This is a genomic window from Flavobacterium coralii (genome assembly GCF_019891545.1).
Lineage (GTDB): Bacteria > Bacteroidota > Bacteroidia > Flavobacteriales > Flavobacteriaceae > Flavobacterium > Flavobacterium coralii.
This window is the reverse complement of sequence record NZ_JAHDIU010000001.1, coordinates 41046-66456: the sequence shown is the minus strand read 5'-3', so window position 1 is coordinate 66456 and position 25411 is coordinate 41046. Positions and strand designations below refer to the sequence as shown.

The window sequence follows — 25411 nt, the reverse complement described above, 5'->3', positions numbered from 1 at the left end:
TGCTATACCTGTCCTTACAGCGTTAAATAACATATAAAAAAAAGCCCCCGCTTTAATACGGGAGCCAAACAATCCAACCTTACTTACACATGAAATTCTTATCTTATTATGCTGTCCATCCTGATTTCTACAGCAAATGTAGTGTAGCTAAACCAGCTATATTTAACTTATTAATCACTTGTTCTTATAGATACATTGATAAAGCTTATTGGAACAGTTTTTGTTTCTGTTAAGAAAAATAAAAACTATGAGAAGATCATTAGTATTAATCCTGACTATATTAGTTGCTGTAAGTGCAAATGCCCAGTTTAAGAATGTACTGAACAAGGCAAAAGAAAAACTGAATACCTCTACCGGAACTTCTGCACTAAGCAATGCAGAAATAGGCTCAGGACTTAAAGAAGCACTTAAAAAAGGCGTTGATGACCAAGTACAAAAATTAACCGCAGTTGACGGGTTTTATAAAAATGAGGCTGTGAAAATTTTATTACCTGAAGAACTGCAAAAGGTAGATAAAACTCTCCGCAAAATGGGAATGGCAAGCCTTGCCGATGAAGGCATTAAAGTATTGAACCGTGCAGCCGAAGATGCGGTTAAAGAGGCTACCCCCATATTTACCAATGCCATTATGAACATGAGCTTTACTGATGCGAAGAATATTTTGATGGGCGCTGATAATTCGGCTACGCAATACCTGCAACGAACTACCACCAGCCCGTTGTATTCTAAATTCAGCCCGGTTGTGAGCCAGTCGCTCGACAAAGTAGGTGCAAATGCAGTGTGGGCAAAAATTATTGATAAATACAATAGCCTGCCACTGGTTAGCAAAGTAAACCCTAACCTTACCGATTATGTTACCAACAAAGCGCTTGATGGGGTATTTACCATGATAGCGGTAGAAGAGAAAAATATTAGGACAAATTTATCGTCACGTTCTTCCGATTTACTGAAAAAAGTATTTGCTTTACAGGATTAATCGTAACGTTTTAATTTATGAAGAAGGTTTTTGCACTCTTACTTGCTGTTTCTTTTTTATTGTCAGGTTGTGCCGAGCTGCAACAGGTAGCGTCTCAATTGCCCAACGCAGGCGTACTTAGTAATGCAGATATTGCCGCCGGACTTAAAGAAGCACTGGATAAAGGTATAGACCAGCAGGTTACAAGACTTACGCAGACCGATGGCTTTTACAAAAACCAGCTTGTAAAAATACTGATGCCGCAGGAACTGCAAAAAGTAGATGCCACGCTTCGAAAAATAGGGCTTGCAAGCCTTGCTGATGAAGGTATTAAACTCATGAACCGCGCAGCCGAAGATGCCGTAAAAGAAGCAACACCTATATTTGTTTCGGCAGTTAAGCAAATGACCTTTAACGATGCCAAAAACATATTAATGGGTAATGATACTGCCGCAACCAGTTACCTGGAGCGCACCACAACCACACAACTGTATGCAAAGTTTAACCCGGTAATAAAATCTTCTTTTGATAAGGTGGGTGCCAACAAAATATGGAGTACTATAATTAGCAAATATAACTCGGTACCATTGGTAGATAAAGTAAACCCTGACCTTACCGACTATGTTACTAACAAAGCGCTTGATGGTGTTTTTACTATGATAGCAGTAGAGGAAAAAGAGATACGCAATAATATAAACGAACGCACCTCTGTACTACTTAAAAGGGTTTTTGCACTACAGGACAAATAGCATATCACTTTAATTATCAATAACATATAAATAACATAGCCTTAACAATAGACTGCTTAATAATTAAGTAATTTGCAGTTCAAAATAAATGGTTTTCTCACATTTGGTTAGGGTTAGTTAGAAAAATGCCGGTATTGTACAATATCGGCATTTTTGTTTGCCTAACTCTATTAAATTACTCCCAAAATTAATTACCGGCCTATTGCAGGCACAGCTTACTTTCCTAATTTTGCGAAAAATAGAACAGGCGTGAAAACGAGCATATTTTTATTATGCATAATGCTGGGCGCAGCCTGCCATTCTCAGGAATGGCTTACCGATTTTGATGCCGCCAAACGAAAGGCGACAGCAGAAAAGAAACAGATACTACTGGTATTTACAGGCTCTGACTGGTGCCCGCGCTGCCAGGAACTGGAAGAGAAATTATGGCAGACAGCCGAGTTTAAAGCTGAAGCAAAAGAAAAATGGGTATTGCTGAAAGCTGACTTTCCGCAGAAAGGCGGTATGCCGGAACCGGTAGATGTTAACGCCATGAACATGATACTTACCGAGCGCTATAACCGTAACGGCTTTTTCCCTTACATCGTTTTGCTGGATAAGTACGGAAGGGTTTTAGGCCGCACCGGTTATGAAGAGTTTGACACGGCTGATGAATACGTTACAATGCTGAAAAAACTGTAGCTATTGATTTGTATCATTAAAAAAAATAAAATAAAGGGAAGTTATATTTCTTATATTCAAAAAAAATATGTGCAAGATAATACTAAAATCAAGTGTTTTAAAAATTGAAACCCAAAGATGATTGAAATGAGTGGACCAAGGCACTAAGAAGCAAATTGTGTTCAAAATTATTGAAAATAAACATACTAATATTGAATAACTTATTAATATATAGTGTTTTCGAAAATAACTTACTTGTACACCATCCAAATCTATTTTTAATGTACGTTTTTTTAATTTTTTTATGTTTTCACTGTTTGACGATGTAAGTATAGTTATCGCAGTCATACTAAAACCTGCTAAAATACCTAATACAGTAGTAACATTAACCAAAACATCGACTGTTATAAACACTTTTTTATGGAAAAGCAATATTCCTAAAACGATTGAAATTATCAAAGGAATGAGAACATCAAAAATTAAGTTTTTTCTTGAGATAAGGATATAATCATTAACTAATATTAAGTAGCTCTTATACATTAGATTAAATTTAATAAAGCTTTCTTTACTTCCGGCATTACAATTGCTGCTGTATTTAAATCAATCTCAACATCAATAAATACAGACTTTTGTACTTGATCAATAAAAAAATTACTTGAATTTCCATTATTGTCCTTACCTTCTATCCAAACTTTATCAATCTTTGATTTATATACAACTTTTTGCCTTAAGTCCTCAAGGAATTCTCTAATATCTTGTCCCCTTCTAGCTCTCACATCAATAATCAAATCAGCTTTTGCTTGCACTGTTCTATCTGATATATCAAGTTCATCTGATAAAATCGATTTATCTATGAAAATTTTTGTTTTAGTTATTCTATCTAATCTGTCTATCATTATGTCAGTCGTTTCAACAATAGTGCCTTCTTTTAATATAAATTCTTTGTCATAACCATGTTCAGATAGAAATCTATTAAAAAATTTATCAAAATAATTTTTAATATTTATAGAGGTAACACCTCGACCAGCATTCTGTAATATCAATTCAACATTTCCAGGTGAGTTAAAGCATAACAAAAAATAATTTTCTTGTTCCTCTCCTTCTGAAATTCTTTTAGGATTGTCTCGTTTGGAATTATCCTTGCTATCTTTTAAATTTCTTCTCGAACCGTGATTACCCGTGCTAAACATCCCAAAGAAAACTCTGTTGAAACCTTGACAATATTTTTTATCGATCTCTTCAAAATAGTCTATTGATGTAAATTTAGTTTTGCTAATGTAATAGACCTTTAAATCATCAGATAAATCTTTAAACCAATAAAAAAAGCTTTCAAAATCAAAATCATTATATAAAGTCGACTTATTATTGTTTTTAAACATTTTTAAAACATGAAAGGTAATCCTACGAGAAGTCATAATTAGATTGTAATTTTATAGTTATTTAACAAATATAATAAAATTTACAATCTATTATGTAGTTGCTTAAAATAATCGAAAGCTTTTACAAGCCTGCTGCCATACCAGGAAAACATTTCGCCATCTACAAAAACGGTTTTGGCGTGGTGTGTAAAACGCCCCACCTCGAAAGCATCTTCCTCTTTGAACGGATAGGGTTCTGAAGACAGAAAAACCACATCAGGATCGCCCTGTATGCGCATTTTCTGGATTATGATTTCGGGGTATCGCCCCCTGTCTTCATAAATATTCACGAACTTATTCAGCTTGAGCATTTCATTGATAAACGTGCCGCCCCCTGCTGCCATATACGGGTTTTTCCAGATAAAATAGGCAGCTTTAAGCGGCTCCCTCCCCTCCATAAATTTAATGAAGTCGGCGTGCCCGTAGTTTATCTTATCTATCCATTGTTGGGCTTTAGTACGCACGGAGAACATCTTACCAAATTCGGTAATCATGTGCAGGCTGTCTTCAATCGTAGCGATATCACTAACCCATACCGGTGCAATTTCCTGTAACGAGGCTACAATCTCCTCTGTATTTTCTTCTTTGTTTGCTATGATGATATCGGGATTCTGCAGCTTTATTTTTTCGAGGTGTACTTTTTTTGTACCGCCAATAATTTTCTTGGTCGACTTAAGATGGTACGGGTGAACACAAAACTTTGTTATCCCTACAATCCTTTCTTCCAGTCCTAAATCAAATAGCAGCTCTGTTTGCGAAGGCACAAGCGATATAATACGCTGCGGAGGCGTAGCAAGTGTTATGGTATTGCCCAGTTGGTCGGTGAAAGTCTTCATGTTGCGGGTTAAGGGTTGCGGGTTGTGAGTTAAGGGTTACGGGTTGCGGGTTGCGTGACGAAACGTATTTCAATACTCCTGTCACTCGTAACACGTAACTCGCAACCCGAAACAGTTTACTATTTATTCAGTATGACTGCCATCTGTTGCTGTATCTTCAGGGCTTCTTCGCGGGCTTTTTCGGCAAAGTCTTCGCCTTTAGAAGCATATATAATACCACGTGAGGAGTTAACTAAAAGCCCAACCTGTTTGTTCATCCCATACCTACACACTTCTTCAAGGCTGCCGCCCTGTGCACCAACTCCGGGAACGAGTAGAAAATTATCCGGGGCAATCTCCCTTATTTCTTTAAAATATTCTGCTTTGGTAGCCCCAACCACATACATCAGGTTTTCGCTGCCCTGCCAGGTTTTAGAGGTTTTAATAACGGTTTTATACAACTCTTCATTGCCTGCCTTTTGCGTCTGGAAGTCGAATGCGCCTTCGTTAGAGGTTAGTGCCAGCAAAATGGTAAACTTGTTTTTAACAGCAAGGAATGGCTCTACGCTGTCTTTACCCATATAGGGCGCCACGGTAACCGAATCAAACGCCATGTCCTGCAGGAATGCCTTAGCATACATAGCCGAGGTATTGCCTATATCGCCGCGCTTGGCATCGGCAATGGTAAACACCTCAGGATGCATGTTATTTAGGTACGCAATGGTTTTTTCGAGCGAGTGCCAGCCCTTAAGCCCGTGCGCCTCATAGAACGCCGTGTTGGGTTTGTAGGCTACGGCCAAATCATGCGTGGCATCTATAATCGCTTTATTGAACTCAAATATAGGGTCTTCGGTTTGCAGGAGGTGTGGCGGAATCTTGTCAAGGTCAACATCAAGTCCCACACACAGGAAGGATTGCTTTTGTATTATTTGTTCATGTAGTTGTTGTGTTGTCATGCAGTTGTTGTTTGGTGCAAAAATAAAACAATATACATGAGTAGCCTAATGGAAGATAAGCTTTGGAAAAAACAGGAATTTGTTATCTTTAAGGCAAACCATCTTCTATGAAATATTTCTTTATACTTCCATTAATCTTTTTAAGCTTTTATTCCTGCAAAACCACTAGCAGTAAAACACAGGCTTCTACAATTTACCAACCTATTTCAGATTATGTAAATTTTTATAATCAACACCGAAAACCAGTGAGAGTTTTTAGTTTAGAAACACCTCTAAAATATGTATATAAAACACTGCAACATGGGTGGCTTTCCAATCAAAATGAAGCTCAGAAATTCACTGAATCAATATATTATCATAAAGAGCAATTTGAACAATTTTATAAAGATCAAGATAATGATAATTTGCAGTATTGGGGTGAGAATGACTTAGGCTTTGAGTATAAAATTATGGAAGAGAAAAAAATATCAAGAATGATGCGTGGTAATTTTTATATAGAGGGACGGCTTTATGACTTTTCAAATATTATATATGATGATAATGGTATATATTGTATGTTCAAGGTTACAACCATGCAGGGTAGACCACACTCTTCTAAAATGGATTATGATGAGGCAGTAATAATTATGAAGAAAGAAAATAGTATATGGAAGCTTGAAGATGAGGTTAGAATTCCGCCGGACGTTATAATAATAGATTAATAATTTTATTTTTACCTGTAGATGCAAAAAGTCATATTTATACTTTCATTATTTATACTTATATCCTGCAAAACTGTTGATAAGAATGTTCCTGCTTATTATAACAACCAGCCAATAGTAGATTACGTTGAAACGTTGATTCCTAAAGACTCTATCATCTACATCCATGAAAATAGATTATCATATGCCCGTGCTATACGTACTATGGAAACTGGTACTATGCCTGATCCGGTCTTTGAGAAATATGCTGTAAATTTTTTGGAGTCGGAGTATTACAAAAAAGAGGCTTGGGAGGCCCTTACTAAAAGGTTTGCTAAAGACAGTACACATGGTAAATGGGTAACTTCGGATTTTAAAATTCCCCACAGGATGATTACGAATACATATCAAAAAGAATTCTATCAAAATACAAAACTACATATAAAAGAGGTTGAAGAAATCATTAGAAATCCCAAAAAGATTTTTGTTTTTTCAGGTGTGATGTACTATGATAATAACCGATATGCAATATTTTCAATGGTGATAAGTGGTAACGTTATACTTTCAGGCCGCATCAAAGATGTGCTCATTATCATGAAGAAAAAAGGCGATACATGGGTATATGTTGATAAAATGCTTAACGACGAGTTTATCAATTATTAAAAAACCCGCCGATTGGCGGGTTACTTAATTTTATACTTTTTAAAAAACTTCACTTTCTTTAAGCTTCTCGGTATTGTTAACCAGTTGAAGCTCGTCTATTATCTTTTGGATGCTTCCGTTCATAATACCGTCAAGGTCATACAGGGTAAGGCCTATACGGTGGTCGGTAACGCGACCCTGCGGGTAGTTGTAGGTACGTATCTTCGCCGAGCGGTCTCCGCTACTTACCTGGCTGTTACGCTTGGCGGCATCTTCTTCCTGTTTCTTGGCAAGCTCCATTTCATATAAACGGGAACGCAGTACCTGTAGCGCTTTGTCTTTGTTCTTGTGCTGCGACTTCTCGTCCTGGCACTGTGCTACAAGTCCTGTAGGGATGTGCGTCATACGAACGGCTGATTTGGTTGTATTAACCGACTGCCCGCCCGGCCCTGACGAACAGAACAAGTCGATACGCACATCGTTCATGTCTATCTGTACATCAAATTCCTCTGCTTCTGGCAGTACCATAACCGTTGCCGCCGAGGTGTGAATGCGCCCCTGTGTTTCAGTTTGGGGTACACGCTGAACGCGGTGAACGCCTGCCTCGAACTTCAGGGTTCCGTAAACATCTTCACCGGTTACCTCAAATATAACCTCTTTAAACCCGCCTGATGTACCTTCGTTAACATCTACAACGCTGGTTCTCCAGCCCTTGCTTTCGCAGTATTTAGTGTACATCCTGAAAAGGTCGCCCGCAAAAATACTGGCTTCGTCGCCACCGGTACCGGCACGAATCTCTACCATTACGTTTTTGGCATCTTCAGGGTCTTTTGGTATCAGCATGAACTTAATTTCTTCTTCAAGCTGCGGCAGCCTGTCGTTAGCCTCTTCAAGCTGCATTTTGGCCATTTCTGTCATCTCCGCATCGCTGCCATCTGAAATTATCTCTTTGGCTTCCTTAATATCGTTGGTAAGCTTTACATATTCATCACGCTTCTCTACCAGTGCTTTAAGGTCTTTATATTCTTTGTTTAGCTGTACATAGCGTTTTTGGTCGGATATAATATCCGGCTGGATAATTAAATCTGAAATTTCATCAAAACGCTGCTTTATATACTGTAGCCTGTCTAACATATTTTATATCTCCGTTTAAGAGGTGCAAAATTAAGCAATTTTTTATTTGTAAGGGTGTTACAGTAAAAGATAAATTGGCACTTGTAAATACTTGAAATAAAAAAAGCTGCCATGACAGGCAGCCTTTATATTAATGTGCGGGAGCTGTACCCGCTTCGATAAATTCTTTAAATCCTTCAATGTCCTTTGTTACTATTCCTTCAAAAACCGGATTAAACAATTTGGCTGCCGCCTCTCCTGCTTTGCCAAGCGGGGCATGGTATGAAATGGTTACTTCAATATCAGTAGCTGTACCCCTGTCGACAAATTTTACCTTACCCGAGTTATGTACAGTAGCACCCGGTAATGAATGCCAGCTTAAAAGCTTGTTAGGTTCATCCATTAAAATCTCGGCATCCCAGCTAATAGTGCCAAGCCCTCCAGGTACTTTTGCTTTCCATTCAGATTTATACTGGTCTATTTCGGTAACACTATGCAGGTGATCCATGAAAAGCGGCAGGTTTTCAAGATTTCTCCATGCATCATAAACTTCACTTACAGGCTTATCAACTGTCATTGCAGTTGTAATAACCACATTAGAGCCTTTCAGCATCTTAGAGCGCTCTATAGCATCATAAGCAGGACAGTATCCTGTTACACCACGAAAAAGCATTGTACCGCCTGTAATGCCTTCCATCATTTTTTTGTTGTCATTTTTCTTAAAAGCACGGTAAAGCAGGTATGCCCCTGCAGCAACCATAAGCACACGTTCAGTAGTGCTTACATTTACCCTCAGGCCGGGTATAATGCTTTTTTTATTATTATGCAGGTAGTTATCAGCCTCTGTTTTATTAGATACAGATGCATACCTGTTAGGGTCGGTTCCCGATGGATCATACTTCGAAAAGTTCTTTTTGTCTGTTAGTGTGGCTTTAGCTTCCATATTTAATTTTATTATGGGTTAGAATACTATAAAAGTACCTAACATAGCCAATGTGCAGCGTCAACAATCTTATAAAGTATTCTTAATGAGATTATAAAATACAGAAACTCCATTCTTAACTAAGCATTAAGAATGAATGCTAAATATAATTTAAAGTAGATTCACAGGAAAACGAATGTCTTTTTGAATACGTAATTTTATGATGTATAGTAAATGAAATGATAACCCTAATACCAAAAAAGACATGAAAAAGATATTTATACTCTTATTGTTAATCGGATTTAAAGGAATTGCACAAAGCAACTTTAAAGTTGAAAACGGAATATTAGTTTGGGAAAAAACTTTTTCTGCAGTTAATCCTGACGTAGTAGCTGTGTTAGAGAAAGAGCCTAAATTAAAAGTGTCATCTTTTATGGACAATGTTTATAAAGGAAGCTGTAGTGATTTAAAAAGTGATTGTGATGGTGGCTCAGGATTAATGAAAAATGACTGCAAATTTGATTTTCTTATCATTGTTAATCCGGATGGCTACACCGTAAAAGTAAAAAACATCAAAATCCTCGAAAAATATGGCCCTATGCAGGCACGTACTATTGCAAATCCCTGCGAAAAATATTTTGTAGAAGGAAGTGCCATCAAAAATAGTGAGAAATATAATCCCGATATGTATTGCTTAGAGAATTATTTGGCTTCAGCGTTCAGTAATTCACCAAACAATGAAAATGCAATAACATCAAATTAAATAATTATAAAGTTAAAGATAAATAATTATTACAAATTGATAATCAGTTAAAAACGTAACATCATAGTTTTTAAAATTAAAAAAAATATTATATTTTTGGCAAAGATTTAAACCCCCTAGTAAAATGAAAAAATTATTTCTTAAGATTTACGTTATTGTTTTTCTATTAGCAGGTGACTTTATAATGTTTGCACAGATAGGTAGTGGAGGAACTGGTGATGGTACTGGATCTGATGACGGTTCCGGAAATAACGAAGGTGATGATGTCCCTGTAAATGGTAAACTTATCATTCTTGCAATAACAGCTGTTGCCTTTGCTTTTCATTACTATAAGAAACTGAGTCAAAACAAAGAACTATCAAAATAATATTTTCATATTAATTTAATAAAAAAAGGGAGATATAAATATCTCCCTTTTTTTATACTTGCTTCTATACATCTCGATTTATGTTCCATGCTTCAAGATACTCAGCGACACGTTTAACAAATGAGCCTCCAAGGGCACCATCCACTACACGGTGGTCATAACTGTGTGACAGGAACATTTTTTGACGAATTCCTATAAAATCTCCTTCAGGTGTTTCAATTACAGCAGGTACTTTTCTTATTGCGCCCAACGCAAGGATACCTACTTGAGGTTGATTGATTATAGGAGTACCAAACACACTGCCAAAAGTACCAACGTTTGTTACTGTATAAGTTCCGCCCTGTGTGTCATCCGGTTTTAGTTTTCCTGCCTTTGCACGATTTGCAAGATCATTTACCGCTTTAGCCATACCCACAAGGTTAAGCTGGTCTGCATTTTTTATAACCGGTACAATAAGGTTACCATTTGGTAATGCGGCTGCCATACCCAGATTTATATTTTTCTTTTTGATGATATACTCTCCATCTACAGATATATTCATCATAGGGAAATCTTTCAGTGCACGGGCAACAGCTTCCATAAAGATAGGAGTAAAAGTAAGTTTTTCGCCTTCCCTTTTTTCGAAAGTTCCTTTAAACTTATCTCTCCATTTAACAATATTCGTCACATCTACTTCTATGAACGATTGTACGTGTGCAGATGTCTGAACCGACTGTACCATATGGTGCGATATCATTTTACGCATACGGTCCATCTCTATAATTTCATCCTGTCCGTTAACAGATACTGGGGCCGCTTTTGCAGCAGGCTGTTGCTGAACAGACTGTACAGGAGATTCAGGCTTAGCAGGTTGCTGTGCCGGTGCAGGCTGAGACTGCCTGTCTTTGATATAAGCTAATATATCGCTTTTGGTAACCCTGCCGTCTTTGCCGGTTCCTTTAATAGCATCAAGCTCCTGAAGGCTTATACCTTCTTCTTTGGCTATGTTTTTAACCAAAGGAGAGAAAAACTTATCAGAATCAGCAAAATCAAGCGAAGCGGCTACTGTTTCTTTTGCGGTTTCTATTGTTTTTGCAACTGCCTCTACATTTGCAACTGTAGTTTTTTCTGAAGGCGCATCAACACTTACACCACCTTCGGTTTCTATATAGGCAATTGTCTGGCCTACCTGAACTACATCATTAACCTGGAAAAGTATTTCAGACAGTACTCCCGATACTTCAGAAGGCACTTCAGAATCAACTTTATCTGTGGCTATTTCCAGTACTGCCTCATCTGCATCAATATGGTCGCCCACATTTTTTAACCAGTTTGTAATGGTTGCTTCTGCAACACTCTCACCCATTTTGGGTAATTTAAGTTCAAACTTTGCCATATCGTTAACCTAATGGTAGATTTAATGTTTATGCTTGCGAAATTAATAAAAATTTTGACTTAATACTTTTCTGTCAATAATTATTAAGTAAACTACAACGTTTTTTTAAAGGTGTATTACAGCTCCCCTATCATTACTACTATTGCTGCCAATAATAAAATTATAGTGCTGTGGCTTTATCTTAAAGGTGTAACAACCTGTGCAGTGGCGTTGCATGATTGCTATCATATCGCCATAAGTAAGCAGGTCGTTATCAAAAATAATTTCCGTCTGTTTCGGGTTGATACCTGTAGCGGGATAAAGCATGTTCTCTTTATATTCCCCTATTCTTATCACTTTTGCGGTAAGTTGCTCTTCAAGCGCCAGCTTTAACTCTTCATTCTTAGAAAATAAATAATATTCTTCAGGTTGGTGACGTGCTACTTTTTTATTCTTTTTACTAAACACAAAAAACAGCGTTCCGGCACGCATAAAAAGATCAAAGAATAATGAGCCGTTAAAATGTTTCCTGTAAAATGCCTTGGTAGCATCATTAAAGCGTTTCATATAGGCCGCATCGCGCACTGTGCTCTCCCCTTTATAATGAATTATGGCAGTACCCGGATAATACCAGTTCTTTTTCCCTGCTTTAACGATGGTATATGATAAATCCATGTCTTCGCTATACATAAAATAGCTTTCGTCAAACCCACCTGCATTTAAGTAGGTTTCGCGGTGCATGAACATAAATGCCCCCGTTAATATCTCGGTTTCACCAACCTCATCTTTACCAAGGTGCATGGCATAATATTGGTTAAAAAGCCTGGTTTTAGGAAACAGCTTATATAAGCCCGCAATTTTTGTAACAGCTACCCACGGGGTAGGTATCCCCCTTTTACTTTCGGATAGAAACCGCCCAGTACCATCAATCATTTTAGCCCCGGCAATGCCAAAGTTGTCCTTGCCTTCTGCAAAAGTGAGGATTTTGGTAAAAGTGTCCTCGGCTACTACGGTATCAGGGTTAAGTATGCATATATATTTACCTTGAGCCTGTTGCACTCCTATGTTATTACCTTTAGGAAAACCAAAATTTTCCTGCAAAGCAATTAATTTTACCTGCGGAAACAACTCAGCAACCATCTTACAGCTGTCATCAGGCGAGTTATTGTCCACAACTATAATTTCACTTTCTATACCTTCAAGTGCTTTTTGCACACTCTGCAGGCATAGCTGTAAAAAATAGCGTACGTTATAATTAAGGATGATTACCGATAGTTGCATTTAAAATATAACACTTAGTTTTTAAGTATTTTACCAGTATATACTTTGTTTTGGATTGTTACATTTATTATGTAAAAGCCAGATGCTAAATCAGATACGTCTATTTGATTAATACTGCTTTCACCTTGCAGGCTTTTAATCATTTTACCTTCTGTTGTATAAATATTTACAGAATCGACATCACTATCAGCATTAATATTCAAATAATTATTAACAGGATTAGGATATAATTTAATCAGGTTTAATTCAAATTCTTTCCTTGATGCCGGTGCAGCGATTTCTTCACAATTTTCTCCCGTATAAACTATAACGTTGCCACTTGAATTATAATTTGTATGTATTAGATTGTTTTGTTCTCCATTGTCTATACATATACTTGTAAGTGATGGTAAGTTTTCAAGCATGAAAGCAAAAAATAACATATCAGGATCGCTGAATGAAGTAACATCATTCTTTACGTTTATACTAACAAGATTCGGATTATCAGACGCATGTAAACCCATTATATTTGTTGCGCTGCAATCTATTGTGCTAACAAGAGTATTATTTATGAAAAGATATTCTAAAGATAAACTGTTGCTCAAATCAATTTCCTCTATAGGGTTGCCGCTTATTTCCAACTGACGCATTTGGGGCACTACGCTTATATCGATATCGCTTATAGAATTAGCAGCAACATTAAGCCAGTTAAGGCTCTGCAAGCCTGTTAAATCAACTGAGGAAAGATTATTTGCAGGCATTACAATTTCTATTAATGAGGGGTTAGCACCCAGAATAAGTTCACTCACATTACTGTTTTCACATATTAGCACTTCGAGTGCCTGTAACATTGAAACATTTAGAGAATTAATGTTATTACCTGAGATATATAAATTCTTCAGATTAGGAGTATTGTTTAAATCGATGTTTGTAATATCATTACCCCTGAAAAAAAGCGTTTCGAGATTGGTTAGTCCTTCTGTATCTAATACGGCGACATTATTATCATGAAATCGTAATGAGATAAGTTGCCCAAGCCCCGACACATTCAAGACTGTAAGGTTGTTAGCATTACAATATAAATCAATAAGATTAGGAAATATTGTAGCATCAAAAGTGCCACTAACCTGGTTGCCAGTAAAATTCAGGTATTTTAAATTTGTAAAATATTGTATTCCCTCTAATGATGTAACGTCTCCGTTTGTATTTGCAGGTGTTGTAGAAAGGTTTAGGCCGGTAACCAGTAATGCTTCATTTACATCAATTTCTCCGTCATCATTTGTATCTGCATTTGTGTTGAAAGTATTTCCGGCAGTACTTACAGATACGCGGGTACCGCTTAAAAGTTTTGATTTAAATGCAGCATCAGGAATATCTATAATTTGTGCACATAAAGGGCTGATGCATAAAATACTGATAAGAGAATAAATGTTTTTCATAATTAGTGGTTTGGACTGCCAAGATAATTAAAAACTTTAAGAGTACCTGTTGCCAGTATTTTTTTAATTTTGATGTTTTATAGCAATATGAATATTATACTCAAGCATATAGAAGCGATCACGGGAAAAAACTTTGTGTTTACCGACGAGGAAACCCGCCGCCAATACGGGCACGATGAAACCGAAGACTATAATTTTCCGCCTACCGTAGTAGTAAAACCTGGCACTACCGAAGAAGTCTCCGCAATTATGAAACTTGCGAACCAATATAATATTCCTGTTGTGCCTATAGGTGGCCGCACCGGGCTTAGCGGTGGCGCTTTAAGCATTCATGGTGGTATAGGTCTTTCTATGGAGCGTTTCACTAAAATAGAGATCGACGAGCGCAACCTGCAGGCTATTGTAGAACCTGCTGTGGTAACGCAGGTATTTCAGGAAGTTGTACTTGAAAAAGGGTTATTTTATCCGCCCGATCCAAGCAGCCGCGGCAGTTGCACTATAGGTGGTAACGTTGCCGAAAATGCAGGTGGCGCAAGAGCCGTAAAATATGGTGTTACCAAAGACTATGTGCTTAACCTTGAAGTCGTTTTGCCCACAGGTGAAGTTATCTGGGCAGGTGCCAATACCCTAAAAAATGCTACAGGCTATAACCTTACCCAGCTTATGGTGGGTAGTGAGGGCACACTGGGTATAATTACCAAAATTGTAATGAAGCTGTTACCCAAAAACAATCATAATGTGCTAATGCTTGTACCTTTTTTTAAGGCAGAGCAGGCCTGCGAAGCCGTAGCTGCTATTTTTCGTGCAGGCATTGTACCAAGTGCACTGGAGTTTATGGAACGTGATGCTATTGACTGGACATTGAGATATATCGATGGTGTAAGCATGCCTATAGGCGATGCTGTACAGGCACACCTGCTTATTGAGGTTGATGGTAATTATCTGGATGTGCTGTTTAGTGAAGCGGAAAAAATTACCGAAGTACTTGAAAGTTTTGATATTGATGAGATACTTTTTGCCGATACTGAAGACCAGAAAAATGCATTATGGAAAATGCGCCGCGCGGTTGGCGAAGCAGTAAAATCAAATTCTGTTTATAAAGAAGAGGATACTGTTGTACCCCGCTATGAGTTACCTGCACTTTTAAAAGGCATTAAAGAGATAGGAAATAAATATGGTTTCAGTTCTGTTTGTTACGGGCATGCCGGAGACGGCAACCTGCATGTAAACATTGTGAAAGGCAATATGACGGATGAGCAATGGCAAACCGAAGTCCCTAAAGGCATACGCGAAATATTTGAGCTTACCGTTTCTTTAAAAGGTACCCTTTCGGGTGAGCACGGTATCGGCTTTGTGCAAAAGAACTTTATGGATATCGCATTTTCCAATCAGCATTTACAGCTCATGAAAAATATAAAGCATTTGTTTGACCCAAATAACATATTAAATCCCGGAAAGATATTTCCTGACAACCTTTAAGATTTTGCCAGCACGCGGTTGGCTACTTTGCCAATGGTAAGTCCCTGCACAATTATAGAGAAGACCACTACAAAATAAGTAATGGCAATTATGGTCTTTTTATAGGGGTTGTCATCTATCGAAAGTGCAAGCGCTATGGAGACACCGCCCCTCAGCCCGCCCCAAACCAATACATTAATAGTGCCGCGGGTTATCTTCTCTTTAAATGTGATAACCCTTGTGGGTAGCCATATTGATATAAGCCTCGAAAGCAAAACAATTATTACGCATGCAAGCCCCGGAAGCCAGTATTGTGTAAGATCGGGTATCAGCAAAAGGTTAAAGCCTATAAATAAGAACAATATGGCATTAAGTATTTCATCATTAAGTTCCCAGAATTTATCAAGGTAATCTTTTGTGGTGGCCGACATAGCCCAGCGTTTCCTGAAGTTACCAATAATGAGTCCGGCAAAAACCATTGTAAGCGGGCCAGAAACGTGTAATGCACGGGCAATGAGGTAGCCACCCATAACCACCGAAAGTGTAATGAGTATGGTAACTTTATAATCATCTATTTTACGTATTGCTTTAGATGCACCAACACCAAGTGCAACTCCTAACAGCAAACCGCCTCCGGCTTCCCTTATCAATAGCCATAAAACATTAAGCACGGTAAATTCTTCCGTTCTGCCCTGCGCCAGTTGCAGGAGTACCGCAAAAAGCACTACCGCCATACCATCGTTAAACAAAGATTCTCCTGCAATTTTTGTTTCCAAAGATTTACGCACTTTGGCTTCCTTTAATATACTCAGTACCGCAACAGGGTCTGTAGGCGATATAAGCGCACCAAACAGCAGGCAGTATAAAAAAGGTATCTCAAGTCCATCAATGGGAATAAAGTACACCAGCATGCCTACAGCAAGCGTAGAGATAACCACCGTAATAGTTGAAAAAGTAAGTATCGGCCTGCTCTGCTCCCGTAAATCACGAAGGCTTACATGTATAGCCCCTGCAAATAACATAAAGTTAAGCATGGCACCCATAAGCACTTCTGTAAAATCAAACCTTTCAAGTAGTGAAGATATACGCTCATTCACCGTAGGTATTGCATTACCAAACACTACCAGTACAATAGAAGCTACCATTGCTATTACCATTATGCCGATAGTAGAAGGCAGTTTTAAAAACCTTACATTAAAATAGGCGAAAAAAGAAGCGATAACAATAAATACGGATAATGAGTAATATAATTCCATGTATTTTTTATTGTTTGTATTACCGGCTACAGGCCGAGGGCTTTTTTAACGTCGTTGTCTAATACTGCATTCATAAGGTCATTACGCACCTTATCGTTAAGCATAAATGTCCATTCATTGTTTGAATAGCTGCCAGCCGCAGCAATCATCCGGGCATTGATATCTAAAACCAGTGCATTTTCTTCTTCATAAAACGTTGCCTTTTCGGCACCCATGCCCTGCATCATCGCCGCTTTAAAGCCTTCTATGTCTTTAACCGGGTCGCTGAGAACCATTTTAATTCGCTGTTTATAATTTATAAGGCAATAATGCCCGGTCCCCACCTTTTTAATTTCACCATAGGAGAACTCGGGATCTATTTTTAGAAATATAATTTTTATTTCGGGCGAGTTATAAGCGCTGACCAGTGCCTCCTTAAGGGTAGCCCGCGGTACTACAAGGTATGTTTTTGGATAGGAGTTGTCCAGAAATTTATCAATGTCTTTGTTCACAAGATAGGAGTGGAACGCCGCTACCTTTGGCTCCAGCGATTCCCTGCTCTGGGCAGTAACACCCAACGAGAACAATATAGCAATGGCGGTAAAGAAAAGTTTTTTCATGTAATTTCCGGTATTGGCTTGTATGCGAATCTAATAAAAAAATCCCCCATACGGTTAAGGTACGGGGGATTATTGTTTAAGTCAGCACTATACGTTTATTCCTGGCTTATGATCCACTCCCCTGAAGCTAAAAGCCCCTCCGCCTTTTTAAACTTCATGGTTTCAGTTTTTCCGCTCATAACATGCTTAACGGTAACAGTATCGTTACGGTTAATTTTCGGGGCATCCCTTACCACTGTTTCAGTTACCTGTGGTCGGCTTTGTGTTTGCCCTGCCTGGCGTGCCTGTGCAGCCATTTCATCGGTGTTTAAAACCTCTTCCTTACTTTCCCTGTATTCTTCCTTCTGCTGGGCCGGCTGCCTTGCTTCCTGGATGTTGTTAGGGTTGTGGGTTGGCAAATCTCCTTTAAACAGGAATGATATTACTTCCTTATTAATGTTGTCAACCGTTTTCTTGAACAGGTTAAAAGCTTCAAACTTATAGATTAGCAGCGGATCTTTCTGCTCGTGAACGGCAAGCTGAACCGATTGCTTCAGTTCGTCCATTTTACGAAGGTGTTTTTTCCAGGCTTCATCTATAATGGCAAGCGTTATATTTTTCTCGAAATCATCAACCAACGATTTACCTTCGGTCTGGTAAGCTTTTTCAAGGTTGGTAACCACGTTAAGCGTTTTTATGCCATCGGTAAACGGAACTACTATACGCTCATACTGCCCTGTATTGTTCTCATACACATTTTTGATAACCGGGAAAGCTTCCGAGGCATCACGAAGGTTCTTTTCATGGTATGCCTCCATTACCTGCTTATACACTTTAGAGGTTATCTCCCTGTCAGACATCCTGCCGAATTCAGCATCGGTAACAGGGGCGCTTATAGAGAAATAACGTATCAGTTCAAACTCAAAATTCTTATAATCAGAAGTTGCCTTGTTAGTTTCGGTAATAAGCTCTACAGTATCATACATCATGTTGGCAATATCCACCTTCAGGCGGTCACCATGCAATGCGTGTTTCCTGCGCTTGTATATTACCTCACGCTGCGCGTTCATTACATCATCATACTCCAAAAGCCTTTTACGCACACCAAAGTTGTTTTCTTCAACTTTTTTCTGTGCACGCTCTATAGATTTTGTCATCATGCTGTGCTGAATAACCTCTCCCTCTTTAAGGCCCATACGGTCCATAACCTTAGCTACCCTTTCAGAACCGAATAAACGCATCAGGTTATCCTCAAGTGACACATAGAACTGTGAGCTTCCCGGGTCGCCCTGACGGCCTGCACGGCCTCGCAGCTGCCTGTCAACCCTACGAGAATCGTGGCGTTCTGTACCTATAATGGCAAGCCCGCCTTTTGCCTTAACTTCCGGTGTAAGCTTAATGTCGGTACCACGGCCCGCCATGTTGGTGGCAATTGTTACAACGCCCGGCTTACCGGCTTCGGCAACAATATCGGCTTCTTTTTTATGGAGTTTAGCGTTAAGCACATTGTGTGGCACATTCCTCATTTTAAGCATACGGCTTAAAAGCTCTGATATCTCTACCGATGTGGTACCGATAAGTACCGGCCTTCCGGCAGCAGACAGTTTAGAAACATCCTCTATTACCGCATTAAATTTTTCGCGCATGGTTTTATAGATAAGGTCATGCTCATCCTTACGCGCTATTGGCCTGTTGGTAGGAATTTCTACTACATCAAGCTTATATATTTCCCAAAACTCACCTGCTTCAGTTACAGCCGTACCGGTCATACCGCCCAGCTTGTTATACATCCTGAAGTAGTTTTGCAGCGTAATAGTTGCAAAAGTTTGTGTAGCAGCTTCAATCTTTACATTTTCCTTAGCCTCTATTGCCTGGTGCAAACCGTCAGAATAACGGCGGCCTTCCATTATACGTCCTGTCTGCTCGTCTACTATCATGATCTTATTATCCATGATAACATATTCTACATCCTTTTCGAATAATGTATATGCCTTAAGCAATTGTGTAAGGGTATGGATACGCTCGCTCTTTACAGAAAAATCCCTGAAAAGCTCTTCTTTGCGTTCTGCTTCCTGTTCTTTATCAAGGTTCTGCTTTTCAATACTGGCTATTTCGGTACCAATATCCGGTAATACGAAAAAGTCATTATCAGTATCCTGAGAAAGGAATTTTATTCCGTTATCGGTAAGCTCTACCTGATTGTTTTTTTCTTCTATTACAAAATACAGCGCCTCATCAATTTTATGCATGTCACGGTTGTTGTCCTGCATATATTGGTTCTCTGTTTTCTGGAGTATCTGCTTAACGCCTTCCTCACTTAAAAACTTGATGAGCGCCTTGTTTTTAGGTAATCCCCTGTGCGCCCTTAACAACATAAAACCACCATCTTTGGTATTGCCTTCTTTTATCAGTTTTTTAGCCTCTGCAAGTACACCATTTATAAGGGTGCGTTGCAGGGTATATAAATTTTCTACTTTTGGTTTTAGCTCATTAAACTCGTGGCGGTCGCCCTGCGGCACAGGGCCTGATATAATAAGCGGTGTACGCGCATCGTCAATCAATACTGAGTCAACCTCATCTACAATAGCGAAATTATGCTTACGCTGTACAAGGTCGCCCGGTGAGTGTGCCATGTTATCCCTCAGGTAGTCAAAACCGAATTCGTTATTGGTACCATACGTAATATCAGCAGCATAGGCTTTTCTCCTGCCGGGTGAGTTGGGCTGATGGTTATCTATACAATCTACCGACATACCGTGGAACTCGAACAATGGGGCTTTCCAAGTGCTGTCCCTTTTCGCAAGATAGTCGTTCACCGTTACAAGGTGTACACCGTTACCGGTAAGTGCATTAAGATAAAGCGGCAGCGTAGCTACAAGCGTTTTACCTTCACCCGTCTGCATCTCGGCAATTTTACCCTGGTGCAGTACAACCCCTCCTATTAGCTGCACATCATAGTGTATCATGTCCCAGGTAATTTCTTTACCTGCGGCATTCCATGAGTTAGCCCAAACGGCTTTATCATCCTCAAGCGTTACGTATGATTTTGTAGCTGAAAGTTCCCTGTCATAAGGAGTAGCGGTTACAGTAATGGTAGTATTTTCCTTAAAGCGGCGGGCGGTTTCCTTAACCACTGCAAAAGCTTCGGGTAAAATATCCATAAGCACCTTTTCAGAAATATCATAAGCCTCTTTTTCAAGCGCATCGATAGAAGCATAGATATCTTCCCTCCTGTCAATGTCTTCGGTTTTTTCTATTTCTTCAAGGTAAGACGCTATTTTGGCGTCTTTTTCTGCCCTTGCTTCTTTAATTTTTTCTTTAAAGGTAATTGTCTTAGCCCTTAGCTCATCATGCGAAAGGCCCGCTAAAGCTTGTTCAAACGAATGAATCTTCTTGATAAGGGGCTGTATGCCCTTGATATCTTTTTCAGACTTATCGCCAACAAAAGCTTTAAGAATGCTATTTATTAAACTCATTATTATATAATTACTGTGTTTTGCGAATGGGTACAAATTTAACCAAAAAAAAAGCCTCCTGAAAGAGACTTTTCAATTGATTGTTTATTTTCTGCTAGTATTCATCCTCGTTCCAAAGGTAATCTTCGTCGGTAGGATAATCCGGCCATATTTCTTCCATCGATTCATATATCTCGCCTTCATCTTCTATCGACTGAAGGTTTTCCACCACCTCAAGCGGTGCTCCTGTCCTGATGGCATAATCAATAAGCTCATCTTTTGTAGCCGGCCAAGGGGCATCACTTAAATAGGACGCCAGTTCTAATGTCCAATACATTTTATAAACGATTTAAGTTTATGCAAAAATAAATTTTCTACTGAAATAGTCAAGTAAAAATTTGTTTATTTTCTAAAAAAAATTAAGAACGTTTTGCAACAGCAAAACAGTTTCAAAAAAATGCCCCGCAAACCTTGTGGTTAGGGGCTAAAACTGCCTGCCTGCTACAGCTTTTCGGGTATCCATTTTACCTCGTCAGCCTTCAGGTCGTACGACAACTTCCGTGCCAGCACAAATAAGTAGTCAGAAAGTCGGTTCAGGTAGCTTAAAACCATCTCATCAGTAGGTTCAAGTTCATGCAAATGTACCGAAAGGCGCTCTGCACGGCGGCAAACACAACGGGCTATATGACAATATGACACCGTAGTATGCCCGCCCGGCAATACAAAATGCGTCATAGGCGGCAGGGCTGCATCCATAGCGTCAATCTCATTTTCAAGCATTTCAATATCTGATTCAGAAATTTTAGGAATGTTAAGGCGTTCCTTTCCATTTTTTAATACTGATTTTTCGGGATCTGTTGCCAAAATGGCACCAACAGTAAACAGTTTGTCCTGTATGCGCTGCAGTATTTGCTTGTAATGAGGGTTAATTTCCTGGTCGCGTATAAGCCCTATATGTGAATTAAGTTCATCTACCGTGCCGTAGCTTTCTATACGGATGTGGTGTTTGGGCACCCTTGTACCGCCAAATAAGGCTGTAGTACCTTTATCTCCTGTTTTGGTATATACTTTCACTATATTTAAGATTGAAGATTTTTAAATTTAAGATAACAAGCAGCAGTATTAAGCTATCTCCTGTTAGGGTTATCACTTTCTATAATACCGTCACGAAGCCTTATAATGCGGTGCGCATGCTCGGCAATATCCTCTTCATGGGTTACAAGTATTACGGTGTTGCCGTTGGCGTGTATCTGGTCGAAAAGGTTCATAATCTCAACAGATGTTTTACTGTCAAGGTTACCGGTAGGCTCATCGGCTAGTATAATAGAGGGATGATTTACCAATGCCCTTGCAACAGCTACCCTTTGGCGCTGCCCTCCTGAAAGCTGGTTGGGCTTGTGGTCCATTCTGTCGGCAAGGCCAACCTGTGTAAGTACTTCTGTGGCGCGTTCGTTGCGCTCGGGCTTTTTATAGCCTGCATATACCATGGGCAAGGCAACATTATCAAGCGCTGTTGTGCGCGGCAACAGGTTAAACGTCTGGAAAACAAAACCAATCTCTTTATTACGAATTCCAGCGAGCTCATCATCGCTCATCTGGCTTACATCCTTGCCGTTAAGTACATAACTGCCCCCGGTAGGGGTATCAAGGCAGCCTAAGATATTCATCAGCGTACTTTTACCGGAACCGGAAGGCCCCATCAGGGCTACATATTCACCTTTATTTATGGTAAGGTCTATGCCTTTAAGCACTTTTACTATCTCGCTGTCCAGCGGAAAATCTCTTGTAATTCCTTTTATATTGATTATTGGTTGTTCCATGCCTAAATTTTGAGCCTTAAAAGTAAGGATTTTTATTTAGTTGCAGTCATAGTGAGGACAGATGACTATGATTAGACAAACACATCTTTACACATGTATTGTAATACAAACATTATAACACCGCATATAAAAATAAACGAGCCCATAATAATAAAACCCAATGCACGGTCGGTGCCTTTACCCCTTTTCCTGTCAGTATTAAATTTGTGGTAAGCAAAATAACAATATGCTGCCCCTATTACTATAAGTAAGTAGTGTATCAGCATTTTTTCTCCAAAATTCATAAAAGGTATGCAAAACAGACTTATCAAGCCTACAGCCTTAATCCCCTTGTCTCCGTAACTTTTGTTGGTTTCCATAACCGCAAACCTACTAAAAAAGCAATAATACTCCTCAATAGGGGAACTTATTTTAATAAAAAAACCACCCAAACGGGTGGCTTGTTTTATTGTGCTTCGTTCTCTGCTACCGCCGTTGCAGGAGAAGTTTCTACTTTTTCAGGTTTTTTTGCCGGTTGCCCTTCTGTGGCAATAGTTTCATCTTTGCTGCGTGCTTCGGTATTCACTTCCTGCCGGTCGGCAGTTTCATCTGTCTCGGCAGCCTTTGTAGCCGGCACCTGCTTTACTACGTTATATACTTTTGGGTCGGGTTGCTTTGGGTAGCTTTGTGCTGCGGCTATGCTTACTGCAAAAAGCGCTGACAGCGATAGTACAATCTTTTTCATGGTATCTCTTTTTAAACGTTAGTACCACAAAGTTAGCCTTCATTTAAACACCTATTTATTAAGGCTTTGCTAATTAACCGGGGTTTAAGAAATAACGCTTTAAATGCAAATAAAAAGTAAAAGCCACCTTTATCAGGCGGCTTTATTTATTATAACACTAATTATATTAAAACTGGTTTATCTCCTCTGCCCTATATATTGGTTCAGTTCTTCTTTACTGTCAGAGTATGTAAAAACGCTTACTACCTTATAGTAATTGTTTTTATCGGTACAAAAATCATAGGCATGCTTTGCAAAGTCAAGTTTAGAATCTTCAAAACTAAACAGCTTGGCTATAATACTTATCTGGTTGGCATCCATACAGTTTGAAGAAACTATCTGCTTGGCTGTAGAAAGTTTGGTATCATCAAAACTTGTATCGGCTATTGCTTTTCTTGCCTGCTCAAAATCTGCTGCCGGCATAGGCCTCCTGCACCCCCTGTTATCGTCCCTGTCACGATCACGTTCCCTGTACTCGGTATAACCGTAGCCACCGCCGGTTGTAGTGGTAGTAGTTGTAGTGGTGGTGGTTACTGTACCTGTAGCAGGCATATTTACACTCATACCTATGCCTCCCATATTTACGTTCATACCAAAGCTATCACCAACTGCAGTTTCCTGAACCACTACTGTTTGCTGCATCTGGTGTCCGTTGCGGTCTATAAAAACCTCTCTTGGGTGGCCATACTGGTAAACAGCGCAGTTAGTAGGGCGTATTACATTTTGCTGTGCCGGTACAGATGAATAAAACTTCAGGTTGTAACGCCCTTTTTTATCTCTCTTAATACGGTAAGTTACATCCTGCATAATATCATCAACATCGGCAAGCATAAGTGCATTTTTAGATATTACAGGTATGCTTTTATCTTCAAATATAATCTTACAGTCGTAGTACGGGTTAGGAAGGTCTTCTATTCTCAGGTTTGTTTCGGCTACATCATTGTATCTCTCACCGTTGAGAACAAGGAAAAACTTGGCACCATCGTCAGAAAAAATAGTAAGATGCCCTACAGGCTGAAACTGTGCAAAGGCTGCAAAACTGCTCATCATCAGGACAGTCAGCAAAATAAATGTAGTTTTTTTCATAATACTCTAAGTTTTTGTTCAAATTTAACAATATTTTAAAACAGGATTACAATTGATGTGCCAAAATTTTTACAGTGTAAGAAAAAATAAAATTGCAGTAACATTAGTTAGATATACTAACAAATCATTACCTTTATTATCAACAGTATAAGCTAGGAACACATATGAGAAAAATGATTTTATTTACAGTACTGTTTTTTGCTCTCATCAATATAAATGCCCAGACGGAAGAGTTTACTGCACCTGATTATAAAACAATAGAAAAGAATGTAGCTGATAAAAATTCCGTACTTTTTTTTGATAAGCTTTTTGACCGTTACGCAAAATCTGACACTACGATGACGCTAGAAGAAAAGCGGCATTTGTACTATGGTTATTCTTTTCAGGATGAATATTCTCCTTACTCACGTTCTGAAGCCGAAAAAAAGCTGCGGGAGCTCCTGCAAAAAGATGACGGAACTAAAGACGACCTTAAAAAGATTATTGAATATACTGATGAAATCCTAAAGACTTATCCTTTCAGCATAAGGATAAAAGAATACCGCATTTATTCTTTCAGGGAGTTAGGCATGATTGCCGAAGCGGAAAAGGAAAGCGTGCAGGGAGAGATTATAATAGATGCGATACTGAGCACCGGCAACGGCACTGATAAAGAAACCTGTTTTTACGTAATAAATACTTCAAACGAATATGAAGTGCTTAGCCTGCTGGGGTTTGAGTTTGGCGGAAGCCAGTCGTTAATAGATGGCCGCTACGATTACCTTGCCCTTGCCGATAATCCTTACCAAATTAAAGGATTTTACTTTGATGTTTCCCGCTGCCTTGATTCCATGAAATTCTGATATTCATTCGTTACATTTTTGTCTTTTTACGGCCTGTACCTGATAACGGAAAAAGCTGTA

General features: G+C 38.9%; 25 protein-coding genes. 9 read left to right on the top strand and 16 right to left on the bottom strand.

The window, feature by feature from the left end; translation table 11 throughout:
- Positions 1-247: 247 nt before the first annotated feature.
- From KJK34_RS00315 to KJK34_RS00305, 3 genes are all read left to right on the top strand, one after another.
- The gene (locus KJK34_RS00315) at positions 248-976 is read left to right on the top strand and encodes a DUF4197 domain-containing protein (RefSeq protein WP_223051850.1); all 729 of its coding nucleotides are present in this window, start codon (positions 248-250) and stop codon (positions 974-976) included.
- A gap of 17 nt (positions 977-993) precedes the next feature.
- Positions 994-1704 carry a DUF4197 domain-containing protein gene (locus KJK34_RS00310; RefSeq protein ID WP_223051849.1) on the top strand — a complete coding sequence of 237 codons (711 nt, stop codon included), beginning with the start codon at positions 994-996 and terminating at the stop codon, positions 1702-1704.
- A 249-nt stretch (positions 1705-1953) separates the two neighbouring features.
- On the top strand, positions 1954-2385 hold the full coding sequence (locus KJK34_RS00305) for a thioredoxin family protein (protein ID WP_317196847.1): 432 nt from the start codon (positions 1954-1956) through the stop codon (positions 2383-2385).
- A gap of 518 nt (positions 2386-2903) precedes the next feature.
- On the opposite strand, the gene KJK34_RS00300 is transcribed toward KJK34_RS00305, so the two are convergent.
- The 3 genes from KJK34_RS00300 to pyrF all read right to left on the bottom strand — a co-directional run bounded on the left by KJK34_RS00300 (position 2904) and on the right by pyrF (position 5553).
- Positions 2904-3743 carry a hypothetical protein gene (locus KJK34_RS00300; protein ID WP_223051848.1) on the bottom strand — a complete coding sequence of 280 codons (840 nt, stop codon included), beginning with the start codon at positions 3741-3743 and terminating at the stop codon, positions 2904-2906.
- Positions 3744-3823: 80 nt separating this feature from the next.
- Positions 3824-4618, bottom strand: a complete 795-nt coding sequence (locus KJK34_RS00295) for an ABC transporter substrate-binding protein (protein WP_223051847.1) — start codon at positions 4616-4618, stop codon at positions 3824-3826.
- 119 nt (positions 4619-4737) lie between these two features.
- On the bottom strand, positions 4738-5553 hold the full coding sequence (gene pyrF, locus KJK34_RS00290) for an orotidine-5'-phosphate decarboxylase (RefSeq protein ID WP_223051846.1): 816 nt from the start codon (positions 5551-5553) through the stop codon (positions 4738-4740).
- A 107-nt stretch (positions 5554-5660) separates the two neighbouring features.
- Here pyrF and KJK34_RS00285 point away from each other — a divergent pair, with 107 nt between their 5' ends.
- Together KJK34_RS00285 and KJK34_RS00280 are read left to right on the top strand one after the other, a co-directional pair.
- Entirely contained in the window at positions 5661-6254 is a 594-nt protein-coding gene (locus KJK34_RS00285) for a hypothetical protein (RefSeq protein WP_223051845.1), read from the top strand.
- Positions 6255-6275: 21 nt separating this feature from the next.
- A complete protein-coding gene (locus KJK34_RS00280) occupies positions 6276-6896 on the top strand; it encodes a hypothetical protein (RefSeq protein ID WP_223051844.1) in 621 nt (206 codons plus the stop codon).
- Between the two features lie 39 nt (positions 6897-6935).
- On the opposite strand, the gene prfA is transcribed toward KJK34_RS00280, so the two are convergent.
- Positions 6936-8009, bottom strand: a complete 1074-nt coding sequence (prfA, locus tag KJK34_RS00275) for a peptide chain release factor 1 (protein ID WP_223051843.1) — start codon at positions 8007-8009, stop codon at positions 6936-6938.
- Between the two features lie 130 nt (positions 8010-8139).
- The gene (locus KJK34_RS00270; RefSeq protein WP_223051842.1) at positions 8140-8931 is read right to left on the bottom strand and encodes an SRPBCC family protein; all 792 of its coding nucleotides are present in this window, start codon (positions 8929-8931) and stop codon (positions 8140-8142) included.
- Between the two features lie 244 nt (positions 8932-9175).
- On the opposite strand from KJK34_RS00270, the gene KJK34_RS00265 reads away from it, so the two are divergent.
- A complete protein-coding gene (locus KJK34_RS00265) occupies positions 9176-9673 on the top strand; it encodes a hypothetical protein (protein ID WP_223051841.1) in 498 nt (165 codons plus the stop codon).
- Between the two features lie 124 nt (positions 9674-9797).
- Positions 9798-10040: a hypothetical protein gene (locus KJK34_RS00260; RefSeq protein WP_223051840.1), complete on the top strand. Its 243-nt coding sequence runs from the start codon at positions 9798-9800 to the stop codon at positions 10038-10040.
- 64 nt (positions 10041-10104) lie between these two features.
- Here KJK34_RS00260 and KJK34_RS00255 read toward each other — a convergent pair whose 3' ends face one another.
- The 3 genes from KJK34_RS00255 to KJK34_RS00245 form a co-directional block, all read right to left on the bottom strand.
- Positions 10105-11415, bottom strand: coding sequence for a dihydrolipoamide acetyltransferase family protein (locus tag KJK34_RS00255; protein WP_223051839.1), 1311 nt, complete (start codon positions 11413-11415; stop codon positions 10105-10107).
- Between the two features lie 105 nt (positions 11416-11520).
- Positions 11521-12675, bottom strand: coding sequence for a glycosyltransferase family 2 protein (locus tag KJK34_RS00250; RefSeq protein WP_223051838.1), 1155 nt, complete (start codon positions 12673-12675; stop codon positions 11521-11523).
- 14 nt (positions 12676-12689) lie between these two features.
- Complete coding sequence (locus KJK34_RS00245; RefSeq protein WP_223051837.1) at positions 12690-14093, bottom strand: T9SS type A sorting domain-containing protein; 1404 nt, start codon at positions 14091-14093, stop codon at positions 12690-12692.
- 87 nt (positions 14094-14180) lie between these two features.
- Between KJK34_RS00245 and KJK34_RS00240 the strand changes: the two genes are divergently transcribed.
- The gene (locus KJK34_RS00240; RefSeq protein WP_223051836.1) at positions 14181-15572 is read left to right on the top strand and encodes an FAD-binding oxidoreductase; all 1392 of its coding nucleotides are present in this window, start codon (positions 14181-14183) and stop codon (positions 15570-15572) included.
- Here KJK34_RS00240 and KJK34_RS00235 read toward each other — a convergent pair.
- From KJK34_RS00235 to KJK34_RS00200, 8 genes are all read right to left on the bottom strand, one after another.
- Positions 15569-16807 carry a cation:proton antiporter gene (locus KJK34_RS00235; RefSeq protein ID WP_223051835.1) on the bottom strand — a complete coding sequence of 413 codons (1239 nt, stop codon included), beginning with the start codon at positions 16805-16807 and terminating at the stop codon, positions 15569-15571. The two genes, KJK34_RS00240 and KJK34_RS00235, sit on opposite strands and share 4 nt — an antisense overlap.
- A 26-nt stretch (positions 16808-16833) precedes the next feature.
- Entirely contained in the window at positions 16834-17406 is a 573-nt protein-coding gene (locus KJK34_RS00230) for a hypothetical protein (RefSeq protein ID WP_223051834.1), read from the bottom strand.
- A gap of 95 nt (positions 17407-17501) precedes the next feature.
- Entirely contained in the window at positions 17502-20861 is a 3360-nt protein-coding gene (gene secA / locus KJK34_RS00225; protein ID WP_223051833.1) for a preprotein translocase subunit SecA, read from the bottom strand.
- A 94-nt stretch (positions 20862-20955) separates the two neighbouring features.
- A complete protein-coding gene (locus KJK34_RS00220; RefSeq protein WP_002986941.1) occupies positions 20956-21177 on the bottom strand; it encodes a DUF2795 domain-containing protein in 222 nt (73 codons plus the stop codon).
- Between the two features lie 164 nt (positions 21178-21341).
- Positions 21342-21914: a cob(I)yrinic acid a,c-diamide adenosyltransferase gene (locus tag KJK34_RS00215; protein WP_223051832.1), complete on the bottom strand. Its 573-nt coding sequence runs from the start codon at positions 21912-21914 to the stop codon at positions 21342-21344.
- A 53-nt stretch (positions 21915-21967) separates the two neighbouring features.
- Positions 21968-22660 (bottom strand): ABC transporter ATP-binding protein, encoded by a 693-nt coding sequence (locus KJK34_RS00210; protein WP_223051831.1) that lies wholly within the window; start codon positions 22658-22660, stop codon positions 21968-21970.
- Positions 22661-23105: 445 nt separating this feature from the next.
- Positions 23106-23384, bottom strand: coding sequence for a hypothetical protein (locus KJK34_RS00205; RefSeq protein WP_223051830.1), 279 nt, complete (start codon positions 23382-23384; stop codon positions 23106-23108).
- Between the two features lie 177 nt (positions 23385-23561).
- Positions 23562-24509 carry a proline and serine-rich protein 1 family protein gene (locus KJK34_RS00200; RefSeq protein WP_223051829.1) on the bottom strand — a complete coding sequence of 316 codons (948 nt, stop codon included), beginning with the start codon at positions 24507-24509 and terminating at the stop codon, positions 23562-23564.
- A 173-nt stretch (positions 24510-24682) separates the two neighbouring features.
- Here KJK34_RS00200 and KJK34_RS00195 point away from each other — a divergent pair, with 173 nt between their 5' ends.
- Positions 24683-25351 (top strand): DUF4919 domain-containing protein, encoded by a 669-nt coding sequence (locus KJK34_RS00195; RefSeq protein WP_223051828.1) that lies wholly within the window; start codon positions 24683-24685, stop codon positions 25349-25351.
- The last annotated feature ends 60 nt before the right edge of the window (positions 25352-25411 follow it).

Coding starts and splice junctions, on each gene's coding strand:
- KJK34_RS00270 (WP_223051842.1), bottom strand. CDS start 8,931: ATGGAAGCTAAAGCCACACTAACAGACAAAAAGAACTTTTCGAAGTAT.
- KJK34_RS00295 (WP_223051847.1), bottom strand. CDS start 4,618: ATGAAGACTTTCACCGACCAACTGGGCAATACCATAACACTTGCTACG.
- pyrF (WP_223051846.1), bottom strand. CDS start 5,553: ATGACAACACAACAACTACATGAACAAATAATACAAAAGCAATCCTTC.
- prfA (WP_223051843.1), bottom strand. CDS start 8,009: ATGTTAGACAGGCTACAGTATATAAAGCAGCGTTTTGATGAAATTTCA.
- KJK34_RS00265 (WP_223051841.1), top strand. CDS start 9,176: ATGAAAAAGATATTTATACTCTTATTGTTAATCGGATTTAAAGGAATT.
- KJK34_RS00195 (WP_223051828.1), top strand. CDS start 24,683: ATGATTTTATTTACAGTACTGTTTTTTGCTCTCATCAATATAAATGCC.
- KJK34_RS00220 (WP_002986941.1), bottom strand. CDS start 21,177: ATGTATTGGACATTAGAACTGGCGTCCTATTTAAGTGATGCCCCTTGG.
- KJK34_RS00300 (WP_223051848.1), bottom strand. CDS start 3,743: ATGTTTAAAAACAATAATAAGTCGACTTTATATAATGATTTTGATTTT.
- KJK34_RS00245 (WP_223051837.1), bottom strand. CDS start 14,093: ATGAAAAACATTTATTCTCTTATCAGTATTTTATGCATCAGCCCTTTA.
- KJK34_RS00230 (WP_223051834.1), bottom strand. CDS start 17,406: ATGAAAAAACTTTTCTTTACCGCCATTGCTATATTGTTCTCGTTGGGT.
- KJK34_RS00255 (WP_223051839.1), bottom strand. CDS start 11,415: ATGGCAAAGTTTGAACTTAAATTACCCAAAATGGGTGAGAGTGTTGCA.
- KJK34_RS00260 (WP_223051840.1), top strand. CDS start 9,798: ATGAAAAAATTATTTCTTAAGATTTACGTTATTGTTTTTCTATTAGCA.
- KJK34_RS00315 (WP_223051850.1), top strand. CDS start 248: ATGAGAAGATCATTAGTATTAATCCTGACTATATTAGTTGCTGTAAGT.
- secA (WP_223051833.1), bottom strand. CDS start 20,861: ATGAGTTTAATAAATAGCATTCTTAAAGCTTTTGTTGGCGATAAGTCT.
- KJK34_RS00240 (WP_223051836.1), top strand. CDS start 14,181: ATGAATATTATACTCAAGCATATAGAAGCGATCACGGGAAAAAACTTT.
- KJK34_RS00200 (WP_223051829.1), bottom strand. CDS start 24,509: ATGAAAAAAACTACATTTATTTTGCTGACTGTCCTGATGATGAGCAGT.
- KJK34_RS00205 (WP_223051830.1), bottom strand. CDS start 23,384: ATGAAAAAGATTGTACTATCGCTGTCAGCGCTTTTTGCAGTAAGCATA.
- KJK34_RS00280 (WP_223051844.1), top strand. CDS start 6,276: ATGCAAAAAGTCATATTTATACTTTCATTATTTATACTTATATCCTGC.
- KJK34_RS00285 (WP_223051845.1), top strand. CDS start 5,661: ATGAAATATTTCTTTATACTTCCATTAATCTTTTTAAGCTTTTATTCC.
- KJK34_RS00235 (WP_223051835.1), bottom strand. CDS start 16,807: ATGGAATTATATTACTCATTATCCGTATTTATTGTTATCGCTTCTTTT.
- KJK34_RS00250 (WP_223051838.1), bottom strand. CDS start 12,675: ATGCAACTATCGGTAATCATCCTTAATTATAACGTACGCTATTTTTTA.
- KJK34_RS00310 (WP_223051849.1), top strand. CDS start 994: ATGAAGAAGGTTTTTGCACTCTTACTTGCTGTTTCTTTTTTATTGTCA.
- KJK34_RS00210 (WP_223051831.1), bottom strand. CDS start 22,660: ATGGAACAACCAATAATCAATATAAAAGGAATTACAAGAGATTTTCCG.